The sequence below is a fragment of the Marinomonas profundi genome (assembly GCF_020694005.1).
Lineage (GTDB): Bacteria > Pseudomonadota > Gammaproteobacteria > Pseudomonadales > Marinomonadaceae > Marinomonas > Marinomonas profundi.
In genome coordinates, this window is record NZ_CP073013.1 from 2,786,136 (window position 1) to 2,808,824 (window position 22,689).

Consider the following 22,689-nt stretch of genomic DNA (forward strand, 5'->3'; position numbering starts at 1 on the left):
TGTCATTATTCTGTTTCTCGATTGCTTGTTTGAAGGTTGAAGGTTGAAATAAGGCTGATTGCCAGCACCACTGAATAGCTGTTTTATCATCCTCACTTTTTTCACAATCCCTGTCATTGTTATTAAACCTCAGTAGATCGGTTTTTTCTTGTGGTTATTTAGTTACAAAACATGACCAAATGGTTGGTTAGTAATGAAGCTTGCTGACAAGGCGAGTATAATTGCCGTCAATTTGGCCATGTGTAATTTGGTGATATTTTAGGAGTAAATAAATGGCGACACCTTCTCAGCACGATTTACGCAATGATTTTCGTGCCTTATTAAAAAGCGGTCAATGCTACTACACGGCTTCTACTTTTGACCCTATGTCGGCTCGTATTGCGGCTGATCTAGGTTTTGAAGTGGGAATTTTAGGTGGCTCTGTGGCGTCTTTGCAGGTCTTGGCGGCCCCCGACTTTGCCTTGATTACCTTGAGTGAATTTACTGAGCAAGCGACTCGTATTGGCCGTGTTGCCCGTTTGCCTATTATTGCTGATGCGGACCATGGCTATGGCAATGCTTTGAATGTGATGCGCACGATTGTTGAACTTGAACGCGCTGGCGTGGCGGCGCTCACGATTGAAGATACCTTGTTACCTGCAAAATACGGTCATAAATCGACCGATTTGATTCCTGTGGAAGAAGCCGTTGGCAAACTAAAGGCCGCATTAGAAGCACGAATCGACCCCGTTATGAGTATTATTGCGCGTACCAATGCGGGTCAATTGACCACGGAAGAAACCATTTCACGAGCGAAAGCTTATCAAGCCGTGGGTGTGGATGGCATTTGTATGGTGGGGATTCGTGATTTTGCGCATCTAGAAGAGATTAGCCAGCATATTTCTATTCCAATCATGCTGGTGGCTTACGATAACCCCGCATTACGCGACCGTGAGCGTCTCGCTGCCAATGGTGTGCGTATCGTTGTAAATGGCCATGCCGCGTATTTTGCTGCGATTAAAGCGACGTACGACTGTTTGCGTGAGCAGCGTGGTATTGCCGAAGGCACCTTGAATGCGTCAGAGCTGTCGACGCGTTACTCGACCCTTGAAGAAAATAGAGTGTGGGCGAACAAGTATATGGACGTTCAAGAATAAACCAGAGCGCTTTGTCTGAGTCGTTTTTTTAAATACGTCACTTTCTTAATAAGTCGCACAGATAAAAAAGCCAACGTTCCTGTGACGCGTTGGCTTTTTTGTTGCTGGTTAACAGTGCGCTGCGCTATTAACCAAGTTGTGCCAATTGCTCGTAGCTGTTGCGCAGCCAAACTTTCATGCGCTGACGTTCGGCAATGTTCATAATGCCTTTGTCGTTTGCTACGGCCCAAAAGCTGCTGCTATTAAAGTCAATTTTTTGGGTGAGTTTGCTTTGTAGTTTTGGTAATTCAATGATTAACGCGTCACGACTCACGGCTTTTTTAAAGGTGTCTGATTTTTGAAAACGAGAAAAATCAGTACCTCGCCCTAGGTTTTGTACGACGACAAAATCGACTGAGGGTTGTGTATAGCGGTCAAGCAAATCGTCTAGTAGCGCGACGGAATCGGCGCCATCGTCCATGACATGCCAAAGGCAGACTTGATAGCCCATTTCATCTAACAAGCCAAATACGTCGGTTTCTTCAATCCATTTACCTAGTGGCTGAGCGGCCTGAGCGGCTAGGTCAATGATCAAATCACGTTCTGGATATGCTTCGATCGCCGCTAACATGCCGTCTAGGCTGTCTTCTTCGCCAATCAAAATGGGCGAAGCAAACTCGCTATAAAAGCGTGAAAACGTGGCATGAGACGCATCGCAGTCGAATCCTAAAAAGGGCTGTTCGTGATCAATATAATATTGTGCCAATACACGTGCCGTCATGGATTTGCCAACACCGCCTTTTTCACCGCCTACAAAATGTACTTGACCCATTGAAATGTCCTCATCAAAGTTGAACCTAACCATGTTTATTAAGGCTTGAAGCAAAACACTTTATCAATTTTCAGCGAAAAAGCATGAAGTATTGATAATAAATACAATATAAGTCAGACAGAAATTTCTGTCGCCCTTCGTTTGGTAGGGCTTGGCTATGTTCTGAGCTAAATCGATGCTAGGCTAATGACAATTACATAGGATAAGGATGAGAACGATGGAAGTACTGGCTTTTATAGTTATTGGTGCGTTAGCGGGATGGTTGGCAGGTCAGCTAGTGAAGGGGTCTGGCTTTGGTTTGGTCGGCAATATCGTTATTGGTGTGGTGGGTTCTTTTGTTGGGGGCTTTGCTTTTCAGCTGCTTGGTTTGCATTCGGGGAGCGTTTGGGGGTCCTTGGTTACCGCGACCGTCGGGGCGGTGATTTTGCTCTATGTTGTGCGCTTAGCAAAATCTTAAGCTTGCTATACCTCGTTCGTTGTCGTGAGTAAACAGACAAAAAAACAGTAAACAAATAAAAAACCGGCAATGATTTTTTTGATCATTGGCGGTTTTTTTGAGTTCATTTATCTATTTTCTGTCGATTGATCGGGTATCTAGGCTATAAAAAATACACCACGCAAAGTCCACCAACAATACTCAGGACAACGGTGTAAGGCAGCGCCATCCAAACCATTTTGCCATAAGACAAGCGTAGCAATGGCGCAATGGCAGAGGTTAATAAGAACAAGAAAGCTGCTTGGCCATTGGGTGTCGCTACACTTGGCAAGTTGGTACCTGTATTGACCGCAACGGCGAGTGTATCAAAGTGTTCTCTTGTGATGACACCAGCGTCTAAAGCGGCTTTGATTTCGTTGATGTAGACGGTTGCAACAAACACGTTGTCGCTGATGGCTGATAGCAGACCATTGGCGATGAAAAGCATGATGGGCTGGCGCTCAGTAGGCATATTGAGCACGATGTCGATAACCGGTTGAAATAAATGCTGGGCATGAATGACCGACACAACGGTAAAAAACACCACTAATAGCGCGGTGAAGGGTAAAGACTCTTCAAATGCGTGACCAATACGGTGCTCTTCAATGATGCCATTAAAGGAGGTTAATAAGACGATCACCATTAGGCCTACTAGGCCCACTTCTGCGACGTGAAACGCAAGAGACAGCATCAGAATAATGGCGACAACACCTTGAACAATCAGTTGTGCTTTGGTTTTGTTGGTGTGTTTTTTACTTTCTTCTTTTTCAAAGTTATTCAATATGTCTCGAACGGTATCAGGGAGCTGGGCGCCATAGTCAAACCAAGCGGTTTTTTCTAAAACGACGACGGTCAATAGGCCAGCAACCAGCACTGGCATAGAAACAGGCGCCACATTCAGGAAAAATTCAAGGAAATCCCATCCTGCGACTTTAGCGATCAGTAGGTTTTGTGGCTCACCCACTAAGGTAGACACGCCGCCAAGAGCCGTGCCGACGGCGCCATGCATTAATAAGTCGCGTAAAAACGAACGGAACTCATTTAGGTCTTCGGTATTGACTGGCAAAATCGTGTCGTCTTTACCATGGTCATGGTTTTTGTTGGAGCTTTGGCCGGAAGCGGCCTTGTGATACACCGAATAAAAGCCGACGCCAACGCTGATCAAAACAGCGGTGACGGTTAACGCGTCCAAAAAAGCAGAAAGTAGTGCTGCGGAAAAGCTAAAAATTAACGAAATGACAATTTTCGATTTTACTTTCACTAAGAGTTTATTGAAGATAAACAGCAGCATGTCTTTCATAAAGTAAATGCCGGCCACCATAAACATCAATAACAAGATAACTTCGATGTTATGAGACACTTCAGTGTACACACCTTCGGGAGTGGTGAGGCCAAGTACCACCGCCTCGATTGCGAGCAATCCACCGGGCTGTAAGGGGTAGCATTTTAATGCCATGGCGAGGGTGAAGATAAATTCGATAATCAGCAACCAGCCTGCGACGAACGGCCCTAATACCACTAAAACAATGGGGTTTATGATTAAGAACGCGATGATGACTTGTTTGTACCAGAGCGGTGAGGCACCGAGAAAGTTCCGTCCAAACGACTGGGATAATGAGGGTTTCATTGATTACTCCTTTTAGAAAGGCACTAAAAATGTGCAAAAAAATTAACAAGATTGTTCTGTTTTTTGCTAATCAAAAGAATCTTGTTATTTTTCTTGGCAGATCGTGATAGGGAGGCTTTTCAAAAGTGTGCAGATAATAAGACATATACGGAACAGTATCTAGAGTGATTTATCAGTAAAAGAGATTGTTTTTTGTCGAAATACCCCCAATATGCCAAGAACTTATGATGATTTAGAGGAAATGAACGTTGGAATTTTTAACTGACTATGCGGGTTTTTTATTGAAGTTGATCAGTGTCGCTGTGGTGATTGGCTTTTTGTTGGCAATAGTCGCCAGCGGCAAGCGCAAGGCACAGCCGGGCAGTTTATCGGTGAGTAAATTGAATGAAGGCTACGATGCCATGAAGGCAGAGTTGGATCGTCAATTATTGGATAAGAAGACCTTAAAAAATATAGCCAAAGAAAAAAAGAAACAAACAAAACTGGATAAGAAAGCTCAAAAAAACGCCCCTAAAGACAGTGTTGTAGAAGAAAGCGCGAAAAAGCGTGTCTATGTGCTGGATTTTGATGGCGACATAAAGGCATCTGCCGTCGATACAATGCGCGAAGAAATCACCGCGGTTCTTAGTGTGGCGACACCGCAAGATGAAGTGGTCGTTCGTTTAGAAAGTGGTGGCGGTGTGGTGCATGGTTATGGCTTGGCGGCGTCTCAATTGCAGCGTATTCGCGAAGCTCATATTCCGTTAACCATCTGTGTTGATAAAGTGGCGGCCAGTGGTGGCTACATGATGGCGTGTGTGGCCGATAAGATTATTGCGGCTCCGTTTGCTATTTTGGGGTCGATTGGTGTGGTTGCGCAAGTTCCTAATGTACACCGTTTGTTGGGTAAAAGTTTGATCGATGTGGAGCTTCATACGGCTGGGCGTTATAAGCGCACGCTGACCATGTTGGGGGAAAATACCGATGAGGGTCGTGAAAAGTTCAAGCAAGACTTAGAAGACACGCATGGCTTATTTAAGCGTTTTGTTTCCTCGCAGCGCCCACAGTTAGACATTGAAGAGATTGCGACAGGTGAAACCTGGTATGGCTCGGAAGCATTGGGCAATAAATTGGTGGATGTGGTCATGACGAGCGACGCTTATCTGGTCTCTCATTATGAGAAAGCCGATGTGGTGCAGGTTGTCTACAAACAGCCAAAAGGTATGGCGGAGCGTTTAGGCTTGTCATTTTTTGCGGTGTTAGAGCAAAAAGCGGTCTCTTGGCTGGGAAAGTTGGCGCAGTCGCGTGGCTATTAGTGGCTAAGGCTTGTCGATAGCACTTATTGATAGCTTTTTGTTGATAAGAATAGAACGAGAACGAAAAAGGGAGGCATGTGTGGCATGCCTCCCTTTTTTTATGTGCTTGATTAACGAGGCGAAAGCTCATTGGTGCTTTGCAGTTTCTCGTAGGTCAGGCTGCGCCCCGTTTCTGGCGTTAAGGTTTGCAATACGATTTTTTCCATTGCGTCTGCTAATTCGATGGGTTCGAAATAGAGTAAGGTGCCAATCGTCGGGTGATCTAAATAATTGATTTTCTTGCTGGCGGTTTTGTTACTTTGCTCCAGCGTGAGAACAGACCCTGGGCTCAACCTAGTTGAGTCGGTGGAAGGTATCGCGGGTGAAAAAAACAACGACGCTGTGTTGTCATCGGGTATTAGCGTGTTTTGTGTAAGTGGTGCAAGTTCGTTAAATAAGTAGTGTTGGTAGTGAATACTAGACTCCAGATAACGGCCTAGTTTAATTGAAATATCTCCGGTTAACTCAGGGTAACCTTCTGTTTCTTGTGAGCTGCGAAATGTTTTTTTGATGCTGTCGCCTGGCTGTTTGAAGATAAGAACCCATCTCTCATTCGTTAGTATTTTGACGTGTCTGCCGAGCTTTTTTTCAATCGCGTCGAAAGGCGAAGCCATCTCTGCGTTTATCGCGCTATTGGTTGATTGGCTTGGCGGAGGTGGGGAGGGAAAGCCGTCAGTGGCAAGCAAATTGGTATAATCTACTTGCTCAATGGACTGACTTTCAGGCCATTGAAAAGTGAGCAGATACCCTTCATACGCTCTGGCCGTATCTGGGTCGATGGGGTCGGCAAAGGCTCGACCGGTAAATGAGACGCTTAATAAGACAACAAAAATCAGTGTTTTCAATGTAATAATTCCAAGGTTTTTGTGGTGTGTTGGAAGCGCTCTTCTGCGCTGTTCATTTGGGCTAAGAACTTTAAGGTATCAGAGCCAGCTAGCTTGTAAACATCTGGTTTGGTTTGAATGAGTCGAATGAGTTTCATCGGATCGACTGGGGTTTTGCTATTGAAGAAAATCTTACCTTCTTTGGCGTTTGCTTCAATTTTATGAATGCCGAGACTTTCTGCTTTTAGCTTTAATTCTGTTTGGCGGAACAGGTTTTTGGTCGCGTCAGGTAACAGCCCGAAACGGTCAATCATTTCCACTTGTAAGTCTTTTAGGTCTTCTGTGGTGGTGGCACTGGCAATGCGTTTGTAGAGAATCAGTCGGGAGTGCACATCGCCAAGATAGTCTTCTGGAATGAGGGCTGGTACGCGTAAATTGACTTCAGTTTGGGCGGGCGATGTTATGTCAATATCGGGCGATTCGCCATTTTTTAAGGATTTGACCGCGCGATCCAGCATGTCCATAAAGAGGGAGAAACCAACGTGCTCAATATGGCCGCTTTGACCATCACCCAATAGTTCTCCTGTGCCACGAATTTCCAAATCGTGAGTGGCTAGCGTAAAGCCGGCGCCTAGCTTGTCGGCAAGCATAATGGCTTCTAGGCGTTTTTCAGCGTCGCCGGTCACTTTGCGATCATTTGGCGTGAGCAAGTAGGCGTATGCTTGGTGATGTGATCGACCTACCCGACCTCGTAGTTGATGAAGTTGGGCCAAGCCAAACTTGTCGGCTCGTTCAATAATGATGGTGTTCGCGTTGGGAATGTCGATACCGGTTTCTATGATGGTAGAGCAGACCAATACGTTGGCGCGTTTGTGATAGAAATCGGACATGACTTGTTCGAGCTCTCGTTCACGCATTTGGCCATGACCAACAATAGCCCGCGCTTCGGGAATCAAGGCTTCCAGTTCTTCGGCGGCTTTTTGGATGGTTTGTACTTCATTGTGTAGGTAATACACTTGTCCACCACGATGCAGTTCTCGCAAGATGGCTTCTTTTATTTGATGCTCGTCTTTTTGTTTGATAAAGGTTTTGACGGACAGACGCTTAGCTGGCGGTGTGGCAATGATGGACAAATCTCGAATGCCAGACAGCGACATATTGAGGGTTCTTGGGATTGGCGTTGCCGTCAGCGTGAGTATGTCGACTTCCGACCGCAAGGCTTTGAATTGCTCTTTTTGTTTGACGCCAAAGCGGTGTTCTTCGTCAATAATCACCAAGCCTAGATTGGCAAATTTGATGTTACTTTGGATCAATTTATGGGTGCCGACCACTATGTCTGCTTTGCCTGATTCGAGACGATCTATTGAGCTGTTGGACTGCTTTCCAGAGCGAAAGCGAGACAGTAATTCGACTTCGACTGGCCAGTCAGCAAAGCGATCACAAAAATTCTCATAGTGTTGTTGGGCGAGCAGCGTGGTGGGCACAAGCACCGCGACTTGTTTGCCATCTTGAACCGCCAGAAAGGCCGCTCGCATGGCAACTTCTGTTTTACCAAAGCCTACATCGCCACAGACGAGGCGATCCATGGGCTTTTTGGCTGACATGTCGCCCATAACCGCGTCGATGGCCATTTGCTGGTCTGGGGTTTCTTCAAACGGAAAACCCGCTGAAAACAATTCGTATTGGTCGTCGGGTTTGGCAAATGCGTGGCCGACTCGGGCCTCGCGTTTGGCGTAGATTTCCAGTAGCTCGGCGGCGGTGTCACGGGCTTTTTCGGCGGCTTTTTGCTTCGCGACGCTCCACTTGTCGGTGCCCAATTTGTGCAGTGGTGCGGTGTCTTCATCGGCGCCTGTGTAGCGCGAGATTAATTGTAATGAAGAGACGGGGACGTAGAGTTTGGCGTCATTGGCATAGCCAAGCGTCAGCAGTTCTGTTTCTTGCCCGTCGATTTCCAAGTTGGTCAGCCCGAGGTAGCGGCCAACCCCATAGTCTATGTGCACGACTGGCGCATTTAGTCTTAGCTCGGTGAGGTTGCGAATGATCGCGTCTTCACTGATATTGTTTTGTTTGTTGCGTCTACGGTGCTGGGCAACACGCTCGCCTAGTATTTCACTTTCCGCTATGAGTACGAGCTCATCGGCAATGATAAAACCGCGGCCAATATTGCCTTCGGTGATGGCGAGTGTCTTGGTGGATTTGCTGAAGGCTTCCCAGTTGTCGACTTGTTTGGGTTTGATGTTGTGCTTTTTGAGCAGCTCAAGCAGCGCCTCACGACGGCCTGCGGACTCGGCAACAATGAGCACTCGAGCGGTGGTTTCCTGTAAAAAGTCGTGTAATTTATTGAGCGGTTGCGCCGCTTTAGAGTCGATTTTTACCAGCGCTGGCGCGCGATAAGTAGGGTGCTCACCTGTGGCGGAAAAAATAATGTTGGTGAATTGGTTGAGTTGGGCAAAAAGCTCGTCTTCTCTTAGGCATATTTCATCGGGCTTTAAGATGGGGCGCTCAATATTGTAGTTGAGCGACTCGTGACGGCTGCGAAAATCGAGTTGGATGCTGGCAAATTGCTCATTAAAAGTATCGGAGCGAATCACTAGGGTGTTGTCGGGCAAATAGTCAAACACACTGGTGGTTTGGGTGAAAAATAACGGTAAGTAATATTCGATGCCAGCGGGAATGAGCCCGCTGGAGATATCTTGATAGATTGGGCTAGACAGTGGCGCGGTATCAAAACGCTCTCTAAATGCCTGGCGAAACTGCTGAATTCCCTGTGTCGTGGTGGGGAACTCTTTCGCGGGGAGCATTTTTATTTCGCTGACTTTGCTAATGCTGCGCTGGGTTTCTGGATCAAACCAACGAATGGATTCAATTTCGTTGTCAAACCAATCGATTCTGATTGGGTTGTCGGCGCCCATCGGGTAGACGTCCATCAAGGCGCCACGAATGGCGTATTCGCCGTGTTCATGGACGTTGTCGACGTTTAAATAGCCAGCATTGCTGAGTTTTCTCGAGAGTTGCTCAAGCGGAAGTTCTTGTCCTTCTTGCAGGTGAAAGCGCTGTGCGTCTAGGTGTTGTTTCGGGCAGAGGCGCGTTAAGCAAGAGGCAACGGTGCTGAGTACAATGGGGGTTTGCGTTTCGCTTAGTTTTGCGAGCGTTTCTAGGCGTTGCGATACGATGTCTTGGTGGGGTGAAAACGCATCGTAGGGTAGGGTTTCCCAATCACTAAACCTGAGCAGTTCTCTTTTGTTTTGGTTGAGAAATTGAATTTCGTCTTCCAGTTCATTGAGCTCTGCGACTGTGTTGGCCATGAATAAAATAGGCTGCTTATGATGTGATGCGATGGCAAGCAGCTGCAGGGCTTTGCGGCTTCCATCTAGGCCATTGATCACATTCTTGAAGCCTGGTTTTATGGTAAGGGATACGGTTTGTGACATATTGGGTGTATTAATCTCTATCTAGTAGCGGACAGGGTTAAGGAGACAGAGTCGGCAAAACGCAGGGCATGGGGTTTCGCGACTTCCACTTTAGCAAAGGTGACATTATCTGGCGCCATACAAAGCTCAAGTAGGTCGGCGGTAAGCTTTTCTAGTAACAAAAAGCGATGGTTCTCTGCATGGGCTATCATGTCTTTACAAATTGATCGGTAGTTAACGGCATTGTCCACATCATCCGTATCATACGCTTTAGCGGCGGGGTAGTGTATCCAAGCATTGATAACAATGTCTTGTTTGTTGGCTTTTTCCGCTTCGTTAAACCCAATGTAGGTCCGTAAACGTAAGTTTTTGATGTGGATCTGTGCGTCTGGCTTAATCATTGTTGTGTTTCCATGTTTATTGCCTGGGCAATATTGTGTCGTTTTCAATTAAGTATGGCAACTGGCGGTGACACTATGTCGGTTAAACTATGGCGGCCGGCCTTTAGTCTGTTGAAAGTTTTTAGTCTGTTGAAAGCAAGTCGCCTCTATGTACCGTCTCAATACATACAATATCAATACATACTGTCTCAATATGCCTTTTGGATTACTTGGTTTGGATGTTGTCATGGTTAGGTCGTAATAAAACAACAAAAAATAAGGTTTTTATCAGGCTGAAAGCCTTTCAATAAGGAAGATGTGGTGCTTTTAGATAAAAGTTGATGCGCAAAGTCGGTGCCATGAGCTGGTCAAGTCAGGCAATGACCTTTATAATACGGCGGTTTTTTGGTGAAGTGAGTTTGCGTTTTACAATTATCTTAACGTTGGTTGGTTTTACAATTAGCTGACTATTTTAGTTGTTAGTGAGTACATGTTTTCCCGGAGGGGGGTACGAGCACCACGCATTACGCTTTTGTGTTCAATTTATTGTTGGGCAGAACATATGTATAAAATTACAAAAGGCCTAAATCTTCCGATTTCAGGCGCTCCCAATCAAGTGATTGATAAAGCTGCTAACGCAAAAACAGTGGCTGTTATTGGTCCTGACTTCCATGGTATGAAACCCACCATGCTAGTCACGGAAGGGGATAAAGTTAAAAAAGGTCAAGTGATCTTTACAGATAAAAAGACGGAAGGGGTTAAGTATACGGCGCCTGCTGCAGGCACCGTGATCGCCATCAACCGTGGTGGGAAACGTGTTTTTCAATCATTGGTTATTCGTGTTGAAGGCGATGAGTCAGTAGCCTTTTCTTCTTATTCTGGGTCTGAGTTAAAGTCTTTAGAACGCAGCAAAGTTGTGGACAATCTGGTTGAATCTGGATTATGGACAGCATTGCGCACGCGTCCCTTTTCGAAAGTACCTGAAGTCGCGTCAGTTCCAAGCTCTATTTTCGTGACGGCAATCGATACCAATCCGTTAGCGGCTTCGCCAGAAGTGGTGCTTGCTGAGCAAGCGGAAGCCTTTGCTGATGGTTTGACTGTGTTGACGCGTTTGACCGAAGGTAAGGTGTTTTTGTGTAAAGCTGCTGGCGCCAAAATCCCTACCATCTCTGATGTCACGGTTGAAGAGTTCTCTGGTATACATCCTGCCGGTTTAGCGGGCACGCACATACATTTCCTTGATCCAGTGAGTGACAAAAAGACGGTTTGGTCGATCAATTACCAAGACGTTGTTGCGATCGGCAAGCTTTTTGTAACAGGTGAACTGTCTGTCGAGCGTGTGGTTGCTTTGGCGGGACCTCAGGTTAAGAACCCTCGTTTAGTTCGTACGCAAGTCGGAGCAAACTTGGATGATGTGACCTATGGCGAATTGGCTGAGGGTGACAATCGCGTCATCTCAGGGTCGGTTTTATCGGGTCGCAATGCTTTTGGGCCGTTTGCTTTCTTAGGTCGCTACCACAGTCAAGTGTCTGTTTTGCTTGAAGGTCGTGAGCGTCAAATTATGCATTACCTGCGCGCGGGGACGGAAAAACACTCCATTATGAATGTGTTCTTGTCCAAGCTGACGGGTAAAAAGTCATTTGATATGACAACGACGACAAACGGTAGTGACCGTACTATGTTGCCGCTAGGAAACTTTGAGCGTCTTATTCCGCTTGATATTCTTCCAACTCAGTTGCTTCGCGCATTGGTTGTGAACGATACCGAGCAAGCTCAAAAACTGGGCGCGCTTGAGTTGGATGAAGAAGATTTGGCTTTATGTACTTACAGTTGTTCAGGTAAGTTCGAATATGGCCCGATCCTTCGTGATTGTCTCACTCTAATAGAGAAAGAGGGTTAATCCATGGGGCTTAGAAAAGTACTCGACAAAATGGAGCCTGAGTTTCATTCAGGTGGTAAATACGAAAAGTGGTATGCGCTCTATGAAGCCGTAGACACCATTTTTTATCGACCAAGTTCCGTCACCAAAAATGGCTCACACGTTCGCGATGCCGTGGACATGAAGCGTATTATGATTTTGGTGTGGATGTGCACATTTCCAGCCATGTTTTTTGGTATGTACAATATTGGTTTGCAAGCGAATACGGCAATGGATGTCATGGGCGTTACCGCGGCAGACTCTTGGCGTCATGCTGTTATTGGCGGTTTAACCAATTACGATGCTTCCAGCGTATTGGATAACATGATTTACGGCGCAATGTACTTTTTGCCGATTTATCTTGTGACTTTCGTGGTGGGTGGTTTTTGGGAAGTGTTGTTTGCTTCGGTGCGTAAGCATGAAGTGAACGAAGGCTTCTTTGTGACCTCTATCTTATTCGCTTTGTCATTGCCTGCAACTGTGCCTTTATGGCAGGTGGCCTTGGGTATTACCTTTGGTGTTGTACTGGCAAAAGAAGTCTTTGGTGGAACGGGTAAGAACTTCTTGAACCCTGCTTTGGCGGGTCGTGCCTTCCTATTCTTTGCGTACCCAGCGTCTATGTCTGGTGATGCAGTTTGGACTGCTGTAGATGGCTTTTCTGGTGCAACCGCGCTAAGTCAGCTTGCCGTGGGCGGTGTTTCGGGTTTGAGCGTTACATGGTCTGATGCTTTCTTTGGCTTCGTTCAAGGCTCAATGGGGGAAACCTCTACCTTGGCGATTCTTATCGGCGGTGGGGCATTGTTAGTGATGCGAATCGCAGCGTGGCGAATTGTCGCTGGTGTCATGCTGGGTATGGTGCTGACTTCTGCCTTGTTTAATATGATTGGTTCTGATTCGAATCCTATGTTTGCTACGCCGTGGTATTGGCACCTAGTTTTGGGTGGTTTTGCTTTTGGTATGATGTACATGGCAACAGACCCTGTTTCGGCGTCAATGACAAATCATGGTAAGTGGTTCTACGGTGCCTTGATTGGGATAATGGTTGTGTTAATTCGTGTTGTTAACCCTGCTTATCCAGAAGGTATGATGTTGGCGATTCTATTTGTGAATTTGTTTGCGCCATTTATTGACCACTTTGTTGTTCAGGCAAACATTAAACGGAGGATTGCACGCAATGGCTAGCAGTAACGATAGTATTAAAAAGACCATCATAGTGGCTTTAGCTCTATGTTTGGTTTGTTCTATTTTTGTCGCCGCCGCCGCAGTGGGCCTTAAGCCTATTCAGAAAGCGAACAAAGATTTAGACCGTAAACGCAATATCTTATCGGCTGCGGGCATGCTTGAGCCGGGTAAAACGGTTGATGAAATCTTTGAAACGGTTGAAACTCGAATTGTTAATTTGCAAACGGGCAAGTTTGCGACGCAAGACGAGTTGCAGTCTGCGGGCATTAATGCCGCGACATTTGATCAACAGGCCGCTGCCAAAGATCCTCAGTTGTCGGTGGCACTGAGCGGTGATGAAGATCCTGCCGGTATTAAGCGTCGTTCAAACTTTTCGGCGGTGTATCTTGTGAAGTCTGGTGATGATATTGAACGTATTATTCTGCCAGTCCATGGTTATGGCTTATGGTCAACCATGTATGGCTTTATGGCTCTGCAAAATGACTTCAATACCGTGCTTGGCTTTGGTTTTTATGACCAAGGTGAAACACCTGGGTTAGGTGGTGAAGTAGACAACCCTAATTGGAAGGCACAGTGGGTAGATAAGAAAGTTTACAATGAGCAAGGCGAAGCGGTTATTGAGCTTGCCAAAAGCAGTGTAGACAGCTCTGATCCGAAGGCAATGTACAAGGTGGATGGTCTGTCTGGTGCAACATTGACCAGCCGTGGGGTAACTCATCTTGTTCAATACTGGTTGGGTCAAGAAGCTTTTGGGCCATTCTTGTCGCAGCTGCGTAGCGAAGGAGTTCAATAATGTCTGATATGAGAAAAGTTCTTTTTGGGCCAATTCTTGCGAATAACCCGATTGCGCTGCAAATCTTGGGTATTTGCTCGGCCTTGGCCGTAACAAGTAGTTTGAGTGTTAGTTTGGTTATGGCGATTGCCTTGACCTCGGTAACGGCTTTTTCTAACTTTTTCATTGCGATTATTCGTAATCACATACCAAACAGCATTCGTATCATTGTGCAGATGATCATTATTGCTTCCTTGGTTATTGTGGTCGATCAAATTTTGAAGGCATTTGCTTTTGAAATTAGTAAGCAGCTTTCGGTGTTTGTTGGCCTGATTATCACCAACTGTATCGTAATGGGTCGTGCAGAAGCATTTGCCATGAAAAATGGCCCAGTGATCAGCTTTGTTGATGGTATCGGTAATGGCTTAGGCTACAGCGCAATGTTGCTGGTGGTTGGTTTTTTCCGCGAGCTGTTGGGCGCCGGTAAGCTGTTTGGTGTTGAGATCTTTGCTACCGTTCAAAATGGTGGCTGGTACCAGCCAAATGGTTTGATGTTGCTTCCACCGAGTGCGTTCTTTGTTATTGGCTTGGTGATTTGGGTCTTGCGTTCTTACAAAAAAGAACAAGTTGAAGCGCCCGAATTTAAAATTGCGGCAAATTCTCGTTCTCAGGAGGCACTATAAATGGAACATTTAATCAGTCTGTTTATTAAAGCCGTTTTTGTTGAAAACATGGCGTTGGCTTTCTTCCTTGGCATGTGTACTTTTTTGGCTTTGTCCAAAAAAGTCGAAACGGCCATAGGTTTGGGGATTGCCGTTGTTGTTATCTTGGCCATTACGGTTCCGCTTAATAACTTGTTGTATCAAAACCTTTTGGCAGACGGCGCGCTTGAATGGGCCGGCTTACCGGGCGTAGATTTAAGCTTTCTAGGTCTATTGAGCTACATCGGTGTTATCGCTGCTGTGGTTCAGATATTGGAAATGACGTTAGATAAATATATGCCTGCTTTATACAACGCACTAGGCGTATTCCTACCGTTGATCACAGTGAACTGTGCCATCATGGGGGCTTCTTTGTTCATGGTGGAACGAGATTACAACTTTAGTGAAAGTCTTGTTTACGGTGTAGGTGCTGGTGTTGGTTGGGCGCTTGCTATCGCTGCGCTCGCTGGTATTCGTGAAAAACTTAAATATTCAGATGTTCCGGTAGGATTGCGTGGTCTTGGTATCACTTTTATCACTGTTGGGTTGATGAGTTTAGGTTTTATGTCATTTTCGGGTGTGCAGCTTTAATAAGCCGCACATTGAGGCAACCAAGAATAAGGTTTAACTAACATGGTCAACTTAGAAATTATTCTAGGTGTGGTGATGTTCACAGCTATCGTGCTGGTGCTAGTGGCAATTATCCTTGCTGCTCGTGCGCGCTTGGTAAGTACTGGTGACGTGACAATCCGCATCAATGGTGAAAAAGAAGTGACGGCGCCTGCAGGCGGTAAGTTACTTCAAACTTTGGCAAACAGTGGTGTTTTTCTATCCTCCGCGTGTGGTGGTGGTGGTACTTGTGCCCAGTGTAAATGTAAGGTGATGAGTGGTGGTGGCTCTATGTTATCCACGGAGCAATCTCATTTTACTCGCCGCGACGAGAAAGAAGGCTATCGCTTATCCTGTCAAGTTTCGGTGAAACAAGACATGGATGTAGAGGTGCCAGAAGAGGTTTTCGGTGTTAAAGCGTGGGAATGTACGGTTGAGTCTAACCCTAACCTCGCTACCTTCATCAAAGAATTGACGTTGAAATTGCCTGAAGGCGAAAGCGTCAACTTCCGTGCGGGTGGTTATGTGCAGTTAGAAGCGCCAGCGCATACTGTGCATTACAAAGACTTTGATATCGAAGAAGAATATCGTGGTGATTGGGATAAATTTAACCTTTGGAAGTTTGTTTCTAAGGTAGATGAAACCGTTATCCGTGCTTATTCGATGGCCAACTACCCTGAAGAAAGAGGCGTTGTTAAGTTTAATATTCGTATTGCTTCTCCGCCTCCAGGCAAAGATGACTTGCCGCCAGGTCAAATGTCTTCTTATGTGTTCAGCCTTAAGCCAGGCGATAAGATCAAAGTGTACGGTCCTTTTGGTGAGTTTTTTGCTAAAGATACCGATGCTGAGATGGTGTTTGTTGGTGGTGGTGCTGGTATGGCGCCAATGCGTTCGCATATCTTTGATCAGCTTAAACGTCTTAATTCTAAGCGTAAGATTTCCTTCTGGTACGGTGCTCGTAGCGTACGTGAAGCCTTCTACGTGGAAGAATACGATAAGCTTCAGGAAGAGAATGAAAACTTCAAATGGCATTTGGCGCTTTCTGATCCTCAGCCCGAAGATAACTGGGAAGGTAAGACTGGCTTTATCCATAATGTTCTTTACGACAGCTATCTAAAAGATCACCCGGCGCCGGAAGATTGTGAGTTCTATATGTGTGGACCTCCAATGATGAACGCGTCTGTGATTAAGATGTTAGAAGATCTAGGTGTCGAAAAAGAAAACATCTTGTTAGATGATTTCGGTGGCTAGCACTTAATAAAGACCCACCAATTGGTGGGTCTTTGTTTTATTGGCGATTAAAAAGACTTTTTATGCGTAAAAAAATATTGTTCTCGGTTTGTCTGCTGATCATTGTTGCTGTTTTTTACCGACTTTCTGTGTTTACTCCAGAATTAGTGAGTTTCTCCGGCCCGACGATGGGCACTACCTATACAGTGAAATTTTACACGACTGAGGATGTGAAGCAGTCTCGGGATGTGAAGGACGACGTTGACGCGGCGTTGTTTAGAGTCAATAAGCTGATGTCAACATATGACCCTAATTCAGAACTGTCTGAATTTAATAAATTAGCCGCAGGGCAATCGCTAACGATAAGCGAAGATATGGCGTATGTAATCGACAAGGCTTTGCTAATAAGCGATATGACAGATGGTCAATATGATGTGACTGTCGGGCCTTTGGTCAATATTTGGGGGTTTGGCCCGGGACAGCGTGAAGATAAAGTGCCGACTCAGGCGGTGATTGAAGACGCAAAATCACGGGTTGGTTATCAACACTTAACACTCGATGGTCGCCTTTTAAGTAAAGAGAAAGAAATCTATGTGGATTTATCGTCCATTGCCAAAGGATATGGTGTGGATGCGGTGGCCAATGTGTTGAAAGAGAAAGGCATTGAGAGTTATTTGGTCGAGGTGGGCGGTGATATTGCATCTAAAGGGATGAAGCCTGATGATACGCCTTGGCGAATCGCAATAGAAAGCCCAGCGGGTGGACACAATATCGCGGAGCGAATTGTCTCTGTCACCGATATTGCGATGGCGACATCGGGTGATTATAGAAACTATTTTGAAGCGGGCGGGGTGCGTTACTCTCATACGATCAGCCCGCTGACTGGAAGACCGATAACCCACCGTTTGGTATCGGTTACTATCATAGATCAAACCGCTACTATGGCGGATGGGCTTGCTACGGCGATTACTGTACTTGGCCCCGAGCTAGGTTATGAATTCGCTCAGAAGAATGGTATCGCCGCGTATTTGCTGGTGAAAACCGATTTTGGTTTTGAAGAACGTCCGTCCGATGCGTTTAAAACCTATTTAAAGTAGGCGCCTTGTTATTGTATTTTTTTCCTTAGGAGGAAAGTTATGTTGACGATTGTTTTGGCATTTATCCTGATGCTGTTGTTGGTTGCGGCAATGTCGGTTGGTGTATTGATGGGAAGAAAGCCGATTTCTGGTTCATGCGGTGGTATGAGCTCTTTAGGTATGGAAGTGGCGTGCGATATTTGTGGTGGCGATAAAGGCAGATGTGAGAAAGAGACGAAGAAAAATGTCGCAGAAACACGCTCTGAAGACACGTTTTATGACGCAAGCAAATAATTGAACAGCAAAGAGGCTATTATGACAACAAGACATTATGATGTCGTGGTTCTGGGAACAGGCCCTGCCGGAGAAGGCGCGGCGATGAGCGCGGCGAAAGCAGGCAAAAAAGTAGCCGTTGTTGAGGCTAGCTCGCAAGTCGGTGGTAGTTGTACGCATTTAGGCACTATTCCATCAAAAGCATTACGTCATGCTGTTAAAGAAATCATTGCTTTTAATACCAACCCTATGTTCCGGGACATTGGTGAGCCTCGTTGGTTTTCTTTTCCAAAAGTACTAGACCGCGCCAATAAGGTTATCGACCAACAGGTAATGGGGCGAACGGAATATTATGCGCGTAATAAAATTGATATTTACTTTGGTAAAGGTAAGTTCAAGGATGTGAACACCATTGAAGTGAATACTTATGAGAAAGGTCCCGAGTTGTTGGTGGCGAAAAAAGTCGTCATAGCGACCGGTTCTCGTCCTTATCGTCCCGCCGATATCGATTTTTCTCATCCGCGAATTTATTGCTCCGACACCATTTTGAGTCTAAGCCATACTCCACGCTCTTTGATTATTTATGGCGCGGGTGTGATTGGTTGTGAATACGCGTCTATTTTCTGTGGCCTAGGAGTTCGGGTTGAGCTGATTAATCCAGCGAAAAAATTATTGAGCTTTTTGGACGACGAAATAACCGATGCCTTGAGTTATCATTTGCGTGATGGTGGTGTGCTTATTCGCCATAACGAAACTTATGACTCGGTTGAAACGACAGAGCGTGGTGTGGTGATGCACATGGCGTCTGGCAAAAAGATACGCGCTGACGCTTTGTTGTTCTGTAATGGCCGTTCCGGTAATACCGATAGTTTGGCTTTGCAAGCGATTGGCTTAGAAGCCAATGCTCGAGGTCAGTTAGCGGTGAATGATACCTACCAAACTCAGGTTGAAACTGTCTATGCTGCAGGTGATGTTATTGGTTGGCCGAGTTTGGCGAGTGCGGCCTATGATCAAGGTCGTGCTGCCGCGGCGAACATGTTTGGCTTGGCGGGTGGTGAGTTTATCAGTGAGGTGCCAACAGGCATTTATACCATTCCTGAAATAAGCTCCGTTGGCAAAACAGAAGCTGAATTAACGGCTGAAAAAGTGCCTTATGAAGTTGGGCGGGCTTTCTTTAAAAATACGGCGCGAGCTCAAATTACAGGCGAAGCGGTGGGGATGTTGAAAATCCTATTTCATCGTGAGTCATTGGAATTACTAGGCATTCACTGTTTTGGTGACCAAGCGTCGGAGATTGTGCACATTGGTCAAGCCATTATGAAGCAGCCAGGTGAGCAAAATACACTCAAGTATTTTCTCAATACGACGTTCAACTACCCGACTATGGCGGAAGCGTATCGAGTGGCGGCGCTGAATGGATTTAACCGAGTTTTCTGATTGTTATTGGCTATAAAAAATGCCCGCTTTAAAGCGGGCATTTTTTTTGTTCTCAGTTTCTGTTTTTTTAATTAGCTGCCTTTGATGGCGTAAATGCCTTTTAGATTTCTAAAAAAGCCTTTGTAGTCCATGCCATAACCAAATAGAAAGCGATCTACAACGTCTGTACCAACATAGTCTGGCACCATATTGGTTTTACGGTCGTGTAATTTATTGATGACGGTTGCGGTATAAACACTGCTCGCCGTTTGTGTTTCAAGCCAATTGACGATTGCTTCAAGGGTGTGTCCTTGGTCAAAAATGTCATCAATCACTAGGATGTGTCTGTCTTTTAGGCTGGTTTGTGGGTAGCTAAGCCAGTTAAGGGAGGCGCCCTCTGTTTCCATTCCGTAGCGTGTGGCGTGTATATAATCAAGCTCTAACGGAAAATCTAGGCGCTCTATTAAGGCCGCTGTTGGTACTAGGCCGCCGTTCATGACGCATAAAACGAGTGGCAGTTTGTCCGCAAGGTCGGCTGATATTTGTGCGGCCATTTTATCGAGGGCTTCATTGAGTTTTGCTTCGTCGACTAAGCAATCTGCTTCACTTAGGATTTTGTTTAGTTCGTTGATAGTTGTCATGAGTTGCCCTGTTGTAGAAAATTGGCGGGATTTTACATTAATCTTGACCAGATGCTAAGTTTTTATCTTGTGCGATATTTTTTATATTGTGCAATGTGGCGCATAAGCAAATAGACGCCAAGACAATCAGCCATGAACTTTGTAGCCAGATGAGAAAAATAGGGATGGCGGCAAATGCGCCATAAACAACTTGATAGCCCGCAAAGAATTGTGCAAAAGAGCCAAATAGCGTGTTTAAAATGTAAAGCCCTAGGCTGCCAGCCAAGGCGGATATTGATGCCCATTTTATCGAGACATCAGCGTTTGGTGTTAAAAAGTTTAGTGTTAGAAGCATTAGGAAATACAGTGTTATGGTGCCGAGTTCTAGTAGGTTGTTAAGCCAGTTGTTGGCTTCTGTATTCTGTAATTGCATGGAGATGAGTGTGCCGTAAAGGCTCAAAGAGGCGGCGAAAATAATAGGCCCTAACGTCAGTATGGCCCAGTAGGTTAATAATCGTTCTCTTAGTTTGCGTGGCTTTTTTATCTCCCAAATTGATTGTACGCTGTTTTCAAAGCTGTTTAATAACAGTAGGGCGGTTAAAAATAAAGCGATCAGCCCTGCAATGGGAAGGTTTTTGGTTTGCGCTGAAAACTGTATTAAGTAGGGTAAAATGATGTCGCTCGAACCGGGCGCCAGATGTTGCTCAAGAAGCTGAAATAACTGATTTTGCATGCTTTCTAGGGCTGGGGTAAAGCTGAGTATACCGGCGATAATGGTGATGATAGGAACCGCTGCAAGCAGACTGGATAAAGTGAGTTGTGCCGCTCTTTGGGAGAGGTTGCTGTTTTGGTAGCGTGCTATTGTCAGGTGTCCATAACGTTTGAGCGTGAGTAGTAGATAAAGAAGGCGTTCTGGCATGGTTATTTAGCTCTGTTAGAAAGATAGTTGTTTGGCTTTGTTAAAGGTGGTTATTTGGCGCTGTTTAAGGGCGTTTTTTGGCGCTGTTAAATGAAGCCTATACGATATCACAGCTTGAGATTGATTATAAAAAACTTCTTATTGGTGAACATTGCACAAACACAGTGCAACGTGACTCTTTTTGGCGCGGTTTGCTTGTTTTCACTAGGCGCTGCTTGTATTATTTATCGCGTTCCTTTTGTGATATTTGTTCTGCGGAGCAGTAGATCTAAGCTATTCTCGGTTCGTTAGTTACAAATAGTCATTTTAGCCCAGTTTTACTGGGCTTTTTTATGTCTATTGGTTGACGATTGCTATTCCATCCCTATAATAGCCCACCACATGAAATGTAATGAGCTTAGTTCCGTTAGCTCAGTTGGATAGAGCAACCGCCTTCTAAGCGGTAGGTCACTGGTTCGAATCCAGTACGGAGCACCATTTCAGCCCATTACGGTAATTGATTTTTTATTCAGGTTTTGTTGGCAATAATTAAATATAGGTCATTGCTGATGATGATATTGCCAACAAATTAAAGCAAGTTCCCGAGAGGAAGTTTTATGCAAGTTTCTGTAGAGACAACGTCTCCAATCGAGCGCGTTTTGACCATTAGTGTTCCAGCTGCTCGTGTTGACGAAAAAGTAAATTCTGAAGTGGCTAAAACAGCGAAGACAATTCGTATTGATGGTTTTCGTAAAGGTAAAGTGCCTGTTAGTGTGGTTAAGAAGCGCTACGGTCAGGGTATTCGTCTTGATGCTGTTGAGCAAATCATGCGTGACGCGTATGTTGAGGCGATTCAAAAAGAATCTATCCAGCCTGCTGGCATGCCTTCGATTGAGCCTAAAAACTTTGCTGAAGGCACGGATCTTGAGTTTGTTGTTAAAGTAGAAGTTTACCCAGAAGTTGTTTTGGCTGATAACGCCGCGATTAAGGTAGAGCGTGTCCTGTCTGAAGTAACAGACGCTGATGTGGATACCATGCTAGAAACATTGCGTAAGCAGAATGCTGAGTGGACGGCGGTTGAACGTGCGTCGGCTGATGGCGATCAAGTAACGATTGATTTTGTTGGTTACCTAGGCGATGAAGCCTTTGAAGGTGGCGCAGCAGAAGGTCATAAATTGGTGCTAGGTTCCAATACTATGATTCCAGGTTTTGAGTCTGGTATTCTAGGCGCTAAAGCAGGTGAAGAACGTACTATTGCTGTGACTTTCCCTGAGGATTATCAGGCTGAGAATTTGAAAGGCAAAGAAGCGTCTTTCAAAATTAGTGTTTCAGAAGTAGCAGAACAAATTCTTCCTGAGCTAAACGATGCTTTTGTAGAGAAATTTGGTTTGGAAGAAGCGACTATTGGCGCTTTGCGTGCTGAAGTGCGCAAGAATATGGAACGTGAGCTTAATCAAGCGATTAAGTCTAAATTGAAAAATGCATTGTTTGAAGGTTTGTCCTCTATCAATGAAGTAGAAGTGCCTTCAGCGCTTATCGATCAAGAAGTGGATGCGTTGCGTAAGCAAGCGGCACAACAGTTTGGTGGTCAAGGTTTTGATGCCTCTCAATTACCGGCTGAGTTGTTCCAAGATGAAGCGAAAAAACGCGCTAAACTTGGTTTGTTGATTTCTGAAGTGATCAAGCAAGACGACCTGAAAGTAGATGACGATCGTGTTCGTGCTTTCTTGGAAGATATGGCTCAGGCTTACCAAGAACCACAGCAAGTGATTGATTTTTACTTAAAGAACAAAGAACAATTGGCGCAAGTGCAATCTGCTGTACTTGAAGAGCAAGTTGTTGATAAACTGTTAGAATCTGCTCAAGTTACTGAAGTAACATTGGGATATGAAGACGCTATCAAGCCAAATGCCCAAGCTGAAGAGGCTGGGGAAGAAGCATAAGACAAGTCTTATCTTTTTTAATAAGGTCGACATAGCAATTGCTATGTCGACCTT

At 45.3% G+C, this 22,689-nt stretch carries 20 protein-coding genes and 1 tRNA gene; 14 read left to right on the forward strand and 7 right to left on the reverse strand.

Annotated elements, in window-relative coordinates:
* Nucleotides 1-272: 272 nt before the first annotated feature.
* Entirely contained in the window at nucleotides 273-1,136 is an 864-nt protein-coding gene (locus tag J8N69_RS13020; protein WP_168822997.1) for an isocitrate lyase/PEP mutase family protein, read from the forward strand.
* 127 nt (nucleotides 1,137-1,263) lie between these two features.
* Here J8N69_RS13020 and J8N69_RS13025 read toward each other — a convergent pair whose 3' ends face one another.
* Nucleotides 1,264-1,947: a P-loop NTPase family protein gene (locus J8N69_RS13025; protein ID WP_168822999.1), complete on the reverse strand. Its 684-nt coding sequence runs from the start codon at nucleotides 1,945-1,947 to the stop codon at nucleotides 1,264-1,266.
* 217 nt (nucleotides 1,948-2,164) lie between these two features.
* On the opposite strand from J8N69_RS13025, the gene J8N69_RS13030 reads away from it, so the two are divergent.
* Entirely contained in the window at nucleotides 2,165-2,404 is a 240-nt protein-coding gene (locus J8N69_RS13030) for a GlsB/YeaQ/YmgE family stress response membrane protein (RefSeq protein ID WP_168823000.1), read from the forward strand.
* A gap of 142 nt (nucleotides 2,405-2,546) precedes the next feature.
* Here J8N69_RS13030 and nhaB read toward each other — a convergent pair whose 3' ends face one another.
* Nucleotides 2,547-4,049, reverse strand: coding sequence for a sodium/proton antiporter NhaB (gene nhaB, locus J8N69_RS13035; RefSeq protein ID WP_168823002.1), 1,503 nt, complete (start codon nucleotides 4,047-4,049; stop codon nucleotides 2,547-2,549).
* A 248-nt stretch (nucleotides 4,050-4,297) separates the two neighbouring features.
* Between nhaB and sohB the strand changes: the two genes are divergently transcribed.
* Nucleotides 4,298-5,344: a protease SohB gene (gene sohB, locus J8N69_RS13040; RefSeq protein WP_168823004.1), complete on the forward strand. Its 1,047-nt coding sequence runs from the start codon at nucleotides 4,298-4,300 to the stop codon at nucleotides 5,342-5,344.
* Between the two features lie 110 nt (nucleotides 5,345-5,454).
* On the opposite strand, the gene J8N69_RS13045 is transcribed toward sohB, so the two are convergent.
* From J8N69_RS13045 to folX, 3 genes are read right to left on the reverse strand one after another with little or no spacing between them, the layout of a single operon-like run.
* Nucleotides 5,455-6,228 carry a hypothetical protein gene (locus J8N69_RS13045; RefSeq protein WP_168823006.1) on the reverse strand — a complete coding sequence of 258 codons (774 nt, stop codon included), beginning with the start codon at nucleotides 6,226-6,228 and terminating at the stop codon, nucleotides 5,455-5,457.
* Nucleotides 6,225-9,638, reverse strand: coding sequence for a transcription-repair coupling factor (mfd, locus tag J8N69_RS13050; protein ID WP_168823008.1), 3,414 nt, complete (start codon nucleotides 9,636-9,638; stop codon nucleotides 6,225-6,227). Before mfd ends, J8N69_RS13045 begins: the two co-directional genes overlap by 4 nt.
* Nucleotides 9,639-9,655: 17 nt before the next feature.
* Complete coding sequence (gene folX, locus J8N69_RS13055) at nucleotides 9,656-10,018, reverse strand: dihydroneopterin triphosphate 2'-epimerase (RefSeq protein ID WP_211084873.1); 363 nt, start codon at nucleotides 10,016-10,018, stop codon at nucleotides 9,656-9,658.
* A gap of 541 nt (nucleotides 10,019-10,559) precedes the next feature.
* Here folX and J8N69_RS13060 point away from each other — a divergent pair.
* From J8N69_RS13060 to sthA, 9 genes are all read left to right on the forward strand, one after another.
* The gene (locus tag J8N69_RS13060; protein WP_168823010.1) at nucleotides 10,560-11,897 is read left to right on the forward strand and encodes a Na(+)-translocating NADH-quinone reductase subunit A; all 1,338 of its coding nucleotides are present in this window, start codon (nucleotides 10,560-10,562) and stop codon (nucleotides 11,895-11,897) included.
* Nucleotides 11,898-11,900: 3 nt separating this feature from the next.
* A complete protein-coding gene (locus J8N69_RS13065) occupies nucleotides 11,901-13,097 on the forward strand; it encodes an NADH:ubiquinone reductase (Na(+)-transporting) subunit B (protein WP_168823012.1) in 1,197 nt (398 codons plus the stop codon).
* Nucleotides 13,090-13,890 carry a Na(+)-translocating NADH-quinone reductase subunit C gene (locus tag J8N69_RS13070; protein ID WP_168823014.1) on the forward strand — a complete coding sequence of 267 codons (801 nt, stop codon included), beginning with the start codon at nucleotides 13,090-13,092 and terminating at the stop codon, nucleotides 13,888-13,890. Before J8N69_RS13065 ends, J8N69_RS13070 begins: the two co-directional genes overlap by 8 nt.
* Nucleotides 13,890-14,552, forward strand: coding sequence for an NADH:ubiquinone reductase (Na(+)-transporting) subunit D (locus tag J8N69_RS13075; protein ID WP_168823016.1), 663 nt, complete (start codon nucleotides 13,890-13,892; stop codon nucleotides 14,550-14,552). Before J8N69_RS13070 ends, J8N69_RS13075 begins: the two co-directional genes overlap by 1 nt.
* Nucleotides 14,553-15,161, forward strand: a complete 609-nt coding sequence (gene nqrE / locus J8N69_RS13080; RefSeq protein ID WP_168823018.1) for an NADH:ubiquinone reductase (Na(+)-transporting) subunit E — start codon at nucleotides 14,553-14,555, stop codon at nucleotides 15,159-15,161.
* A gap of 42 nt (nucleotides 15,162-15,203) precedes the next feature.
* On the forward strand, nucleotides 15,204-16,430 hold the full coding sequence (nqrF, locus tag J8N69_RS13085) for an NADH:ubiquinone reductase (Na(+)-transporting) subunit F (protein ID WP_168823019.1): 1,227 nt from the start codon (nucleotides 15,204-15,206) through the stop codon (nucleotides 16,428-16,430).
* Nucleotides 16,431-16,492: 62 nt separating this feature from the next.
* Nucleotides 16,493-17,506, forward strand: coding sequence for an FAD:protein FMN transferase (locus J8N69_RS13090; protein ID WP_168823021.1), 1,014 nt, complete (start codon nucleotides 16,493-16,495; stop codon nucleotides 17,504-17,506).
* A gap of 39 nt (nucleotides 17,507-17,545) precedes the next feature.
* Nucleotides 17,546-17,779, forward strand: a complete 234-nt coding sequence (nqrM, locus tag J8N69_RS13095) for a (Na+)-NQR maturation NqrM (RefSeq protein ID WP_168823023.1) — start codon at nucleotides 17,546-17,548, stop codon at nucleotides 17,777-17,779.
* 21 nt (nucleotides 17,780-17,800) lie between these two features.
* Entirely contained in the window at nucleotides 17,801-19,195 is a 1,395-nt protein-coding gene (gene sthA, locus J8N69_RS13100; RefSeq protein ID WP_168823025.1) for a Si-specific NAD(P)(+) transhydrogenase, read from the forward strand.
* A 71-nt stretch (nucleotides 19,196-19,266) separates the two neighbouring features.
* Here sthA and J8N69_RS13105 read toward each other — a convergent pair whose 3' ends face one another.
* Complete coding sequence (locus J8N69_RS13105; RefSeq protein WP_168823027.1) at nucleotides 19,267-19,815, reverse strand: hypoxanthine-guanine phosphoribosyltransferase; 549 nt, start codon at nucleotides 19,813-19,815, stop codon at nucleotides 19,267-19,269.
* Nucleotides 19,816-19,852: 37 nt separating this feature from the next.
* The gene (locus tag J8N69_RS13110; protein ID WP_168823029.1) at nucleotides 19,853-20,713 is read right to left on the reverse strand and encodes a YihY family inner membrane protein; all 861 of its coding nucleotides are present in this window, start codon (nucleotides 20,711-20,713) and stop codon (nucleotides 19,853-19,855) included.
* A 400-nt stretch (nucleotides 20,714-21,113) separates the two neighbouring features.
* Between J8N69_RS13110 and J8N69_RS13115 the strand changes: the two genes are divergently transcribed.
* Both J8N69_RS13115 and tig read left to right on the forward strand, forming a co-directional pair.
* A tRNA-Arg gene (locus J8N69_RS13115) sits at nucleotides 21,114-21,190 on the forward strand.
* Nucleotides 21,191-21,309: 119 nt separating this feature from the next.
* Nucleotides 21,310-22,635, forward strand: coding sequence for a trigger factor (gene tig, locus J8N69_RS13120; protein ID WP_168823031.1), 1,326 nt, complete (start codon nucleotides 21,310-21,312; stop codon nucleotides 22,633-22,635).
* Nucleotides 22,636-22,689: the final 54 nt, after the last annotated feature.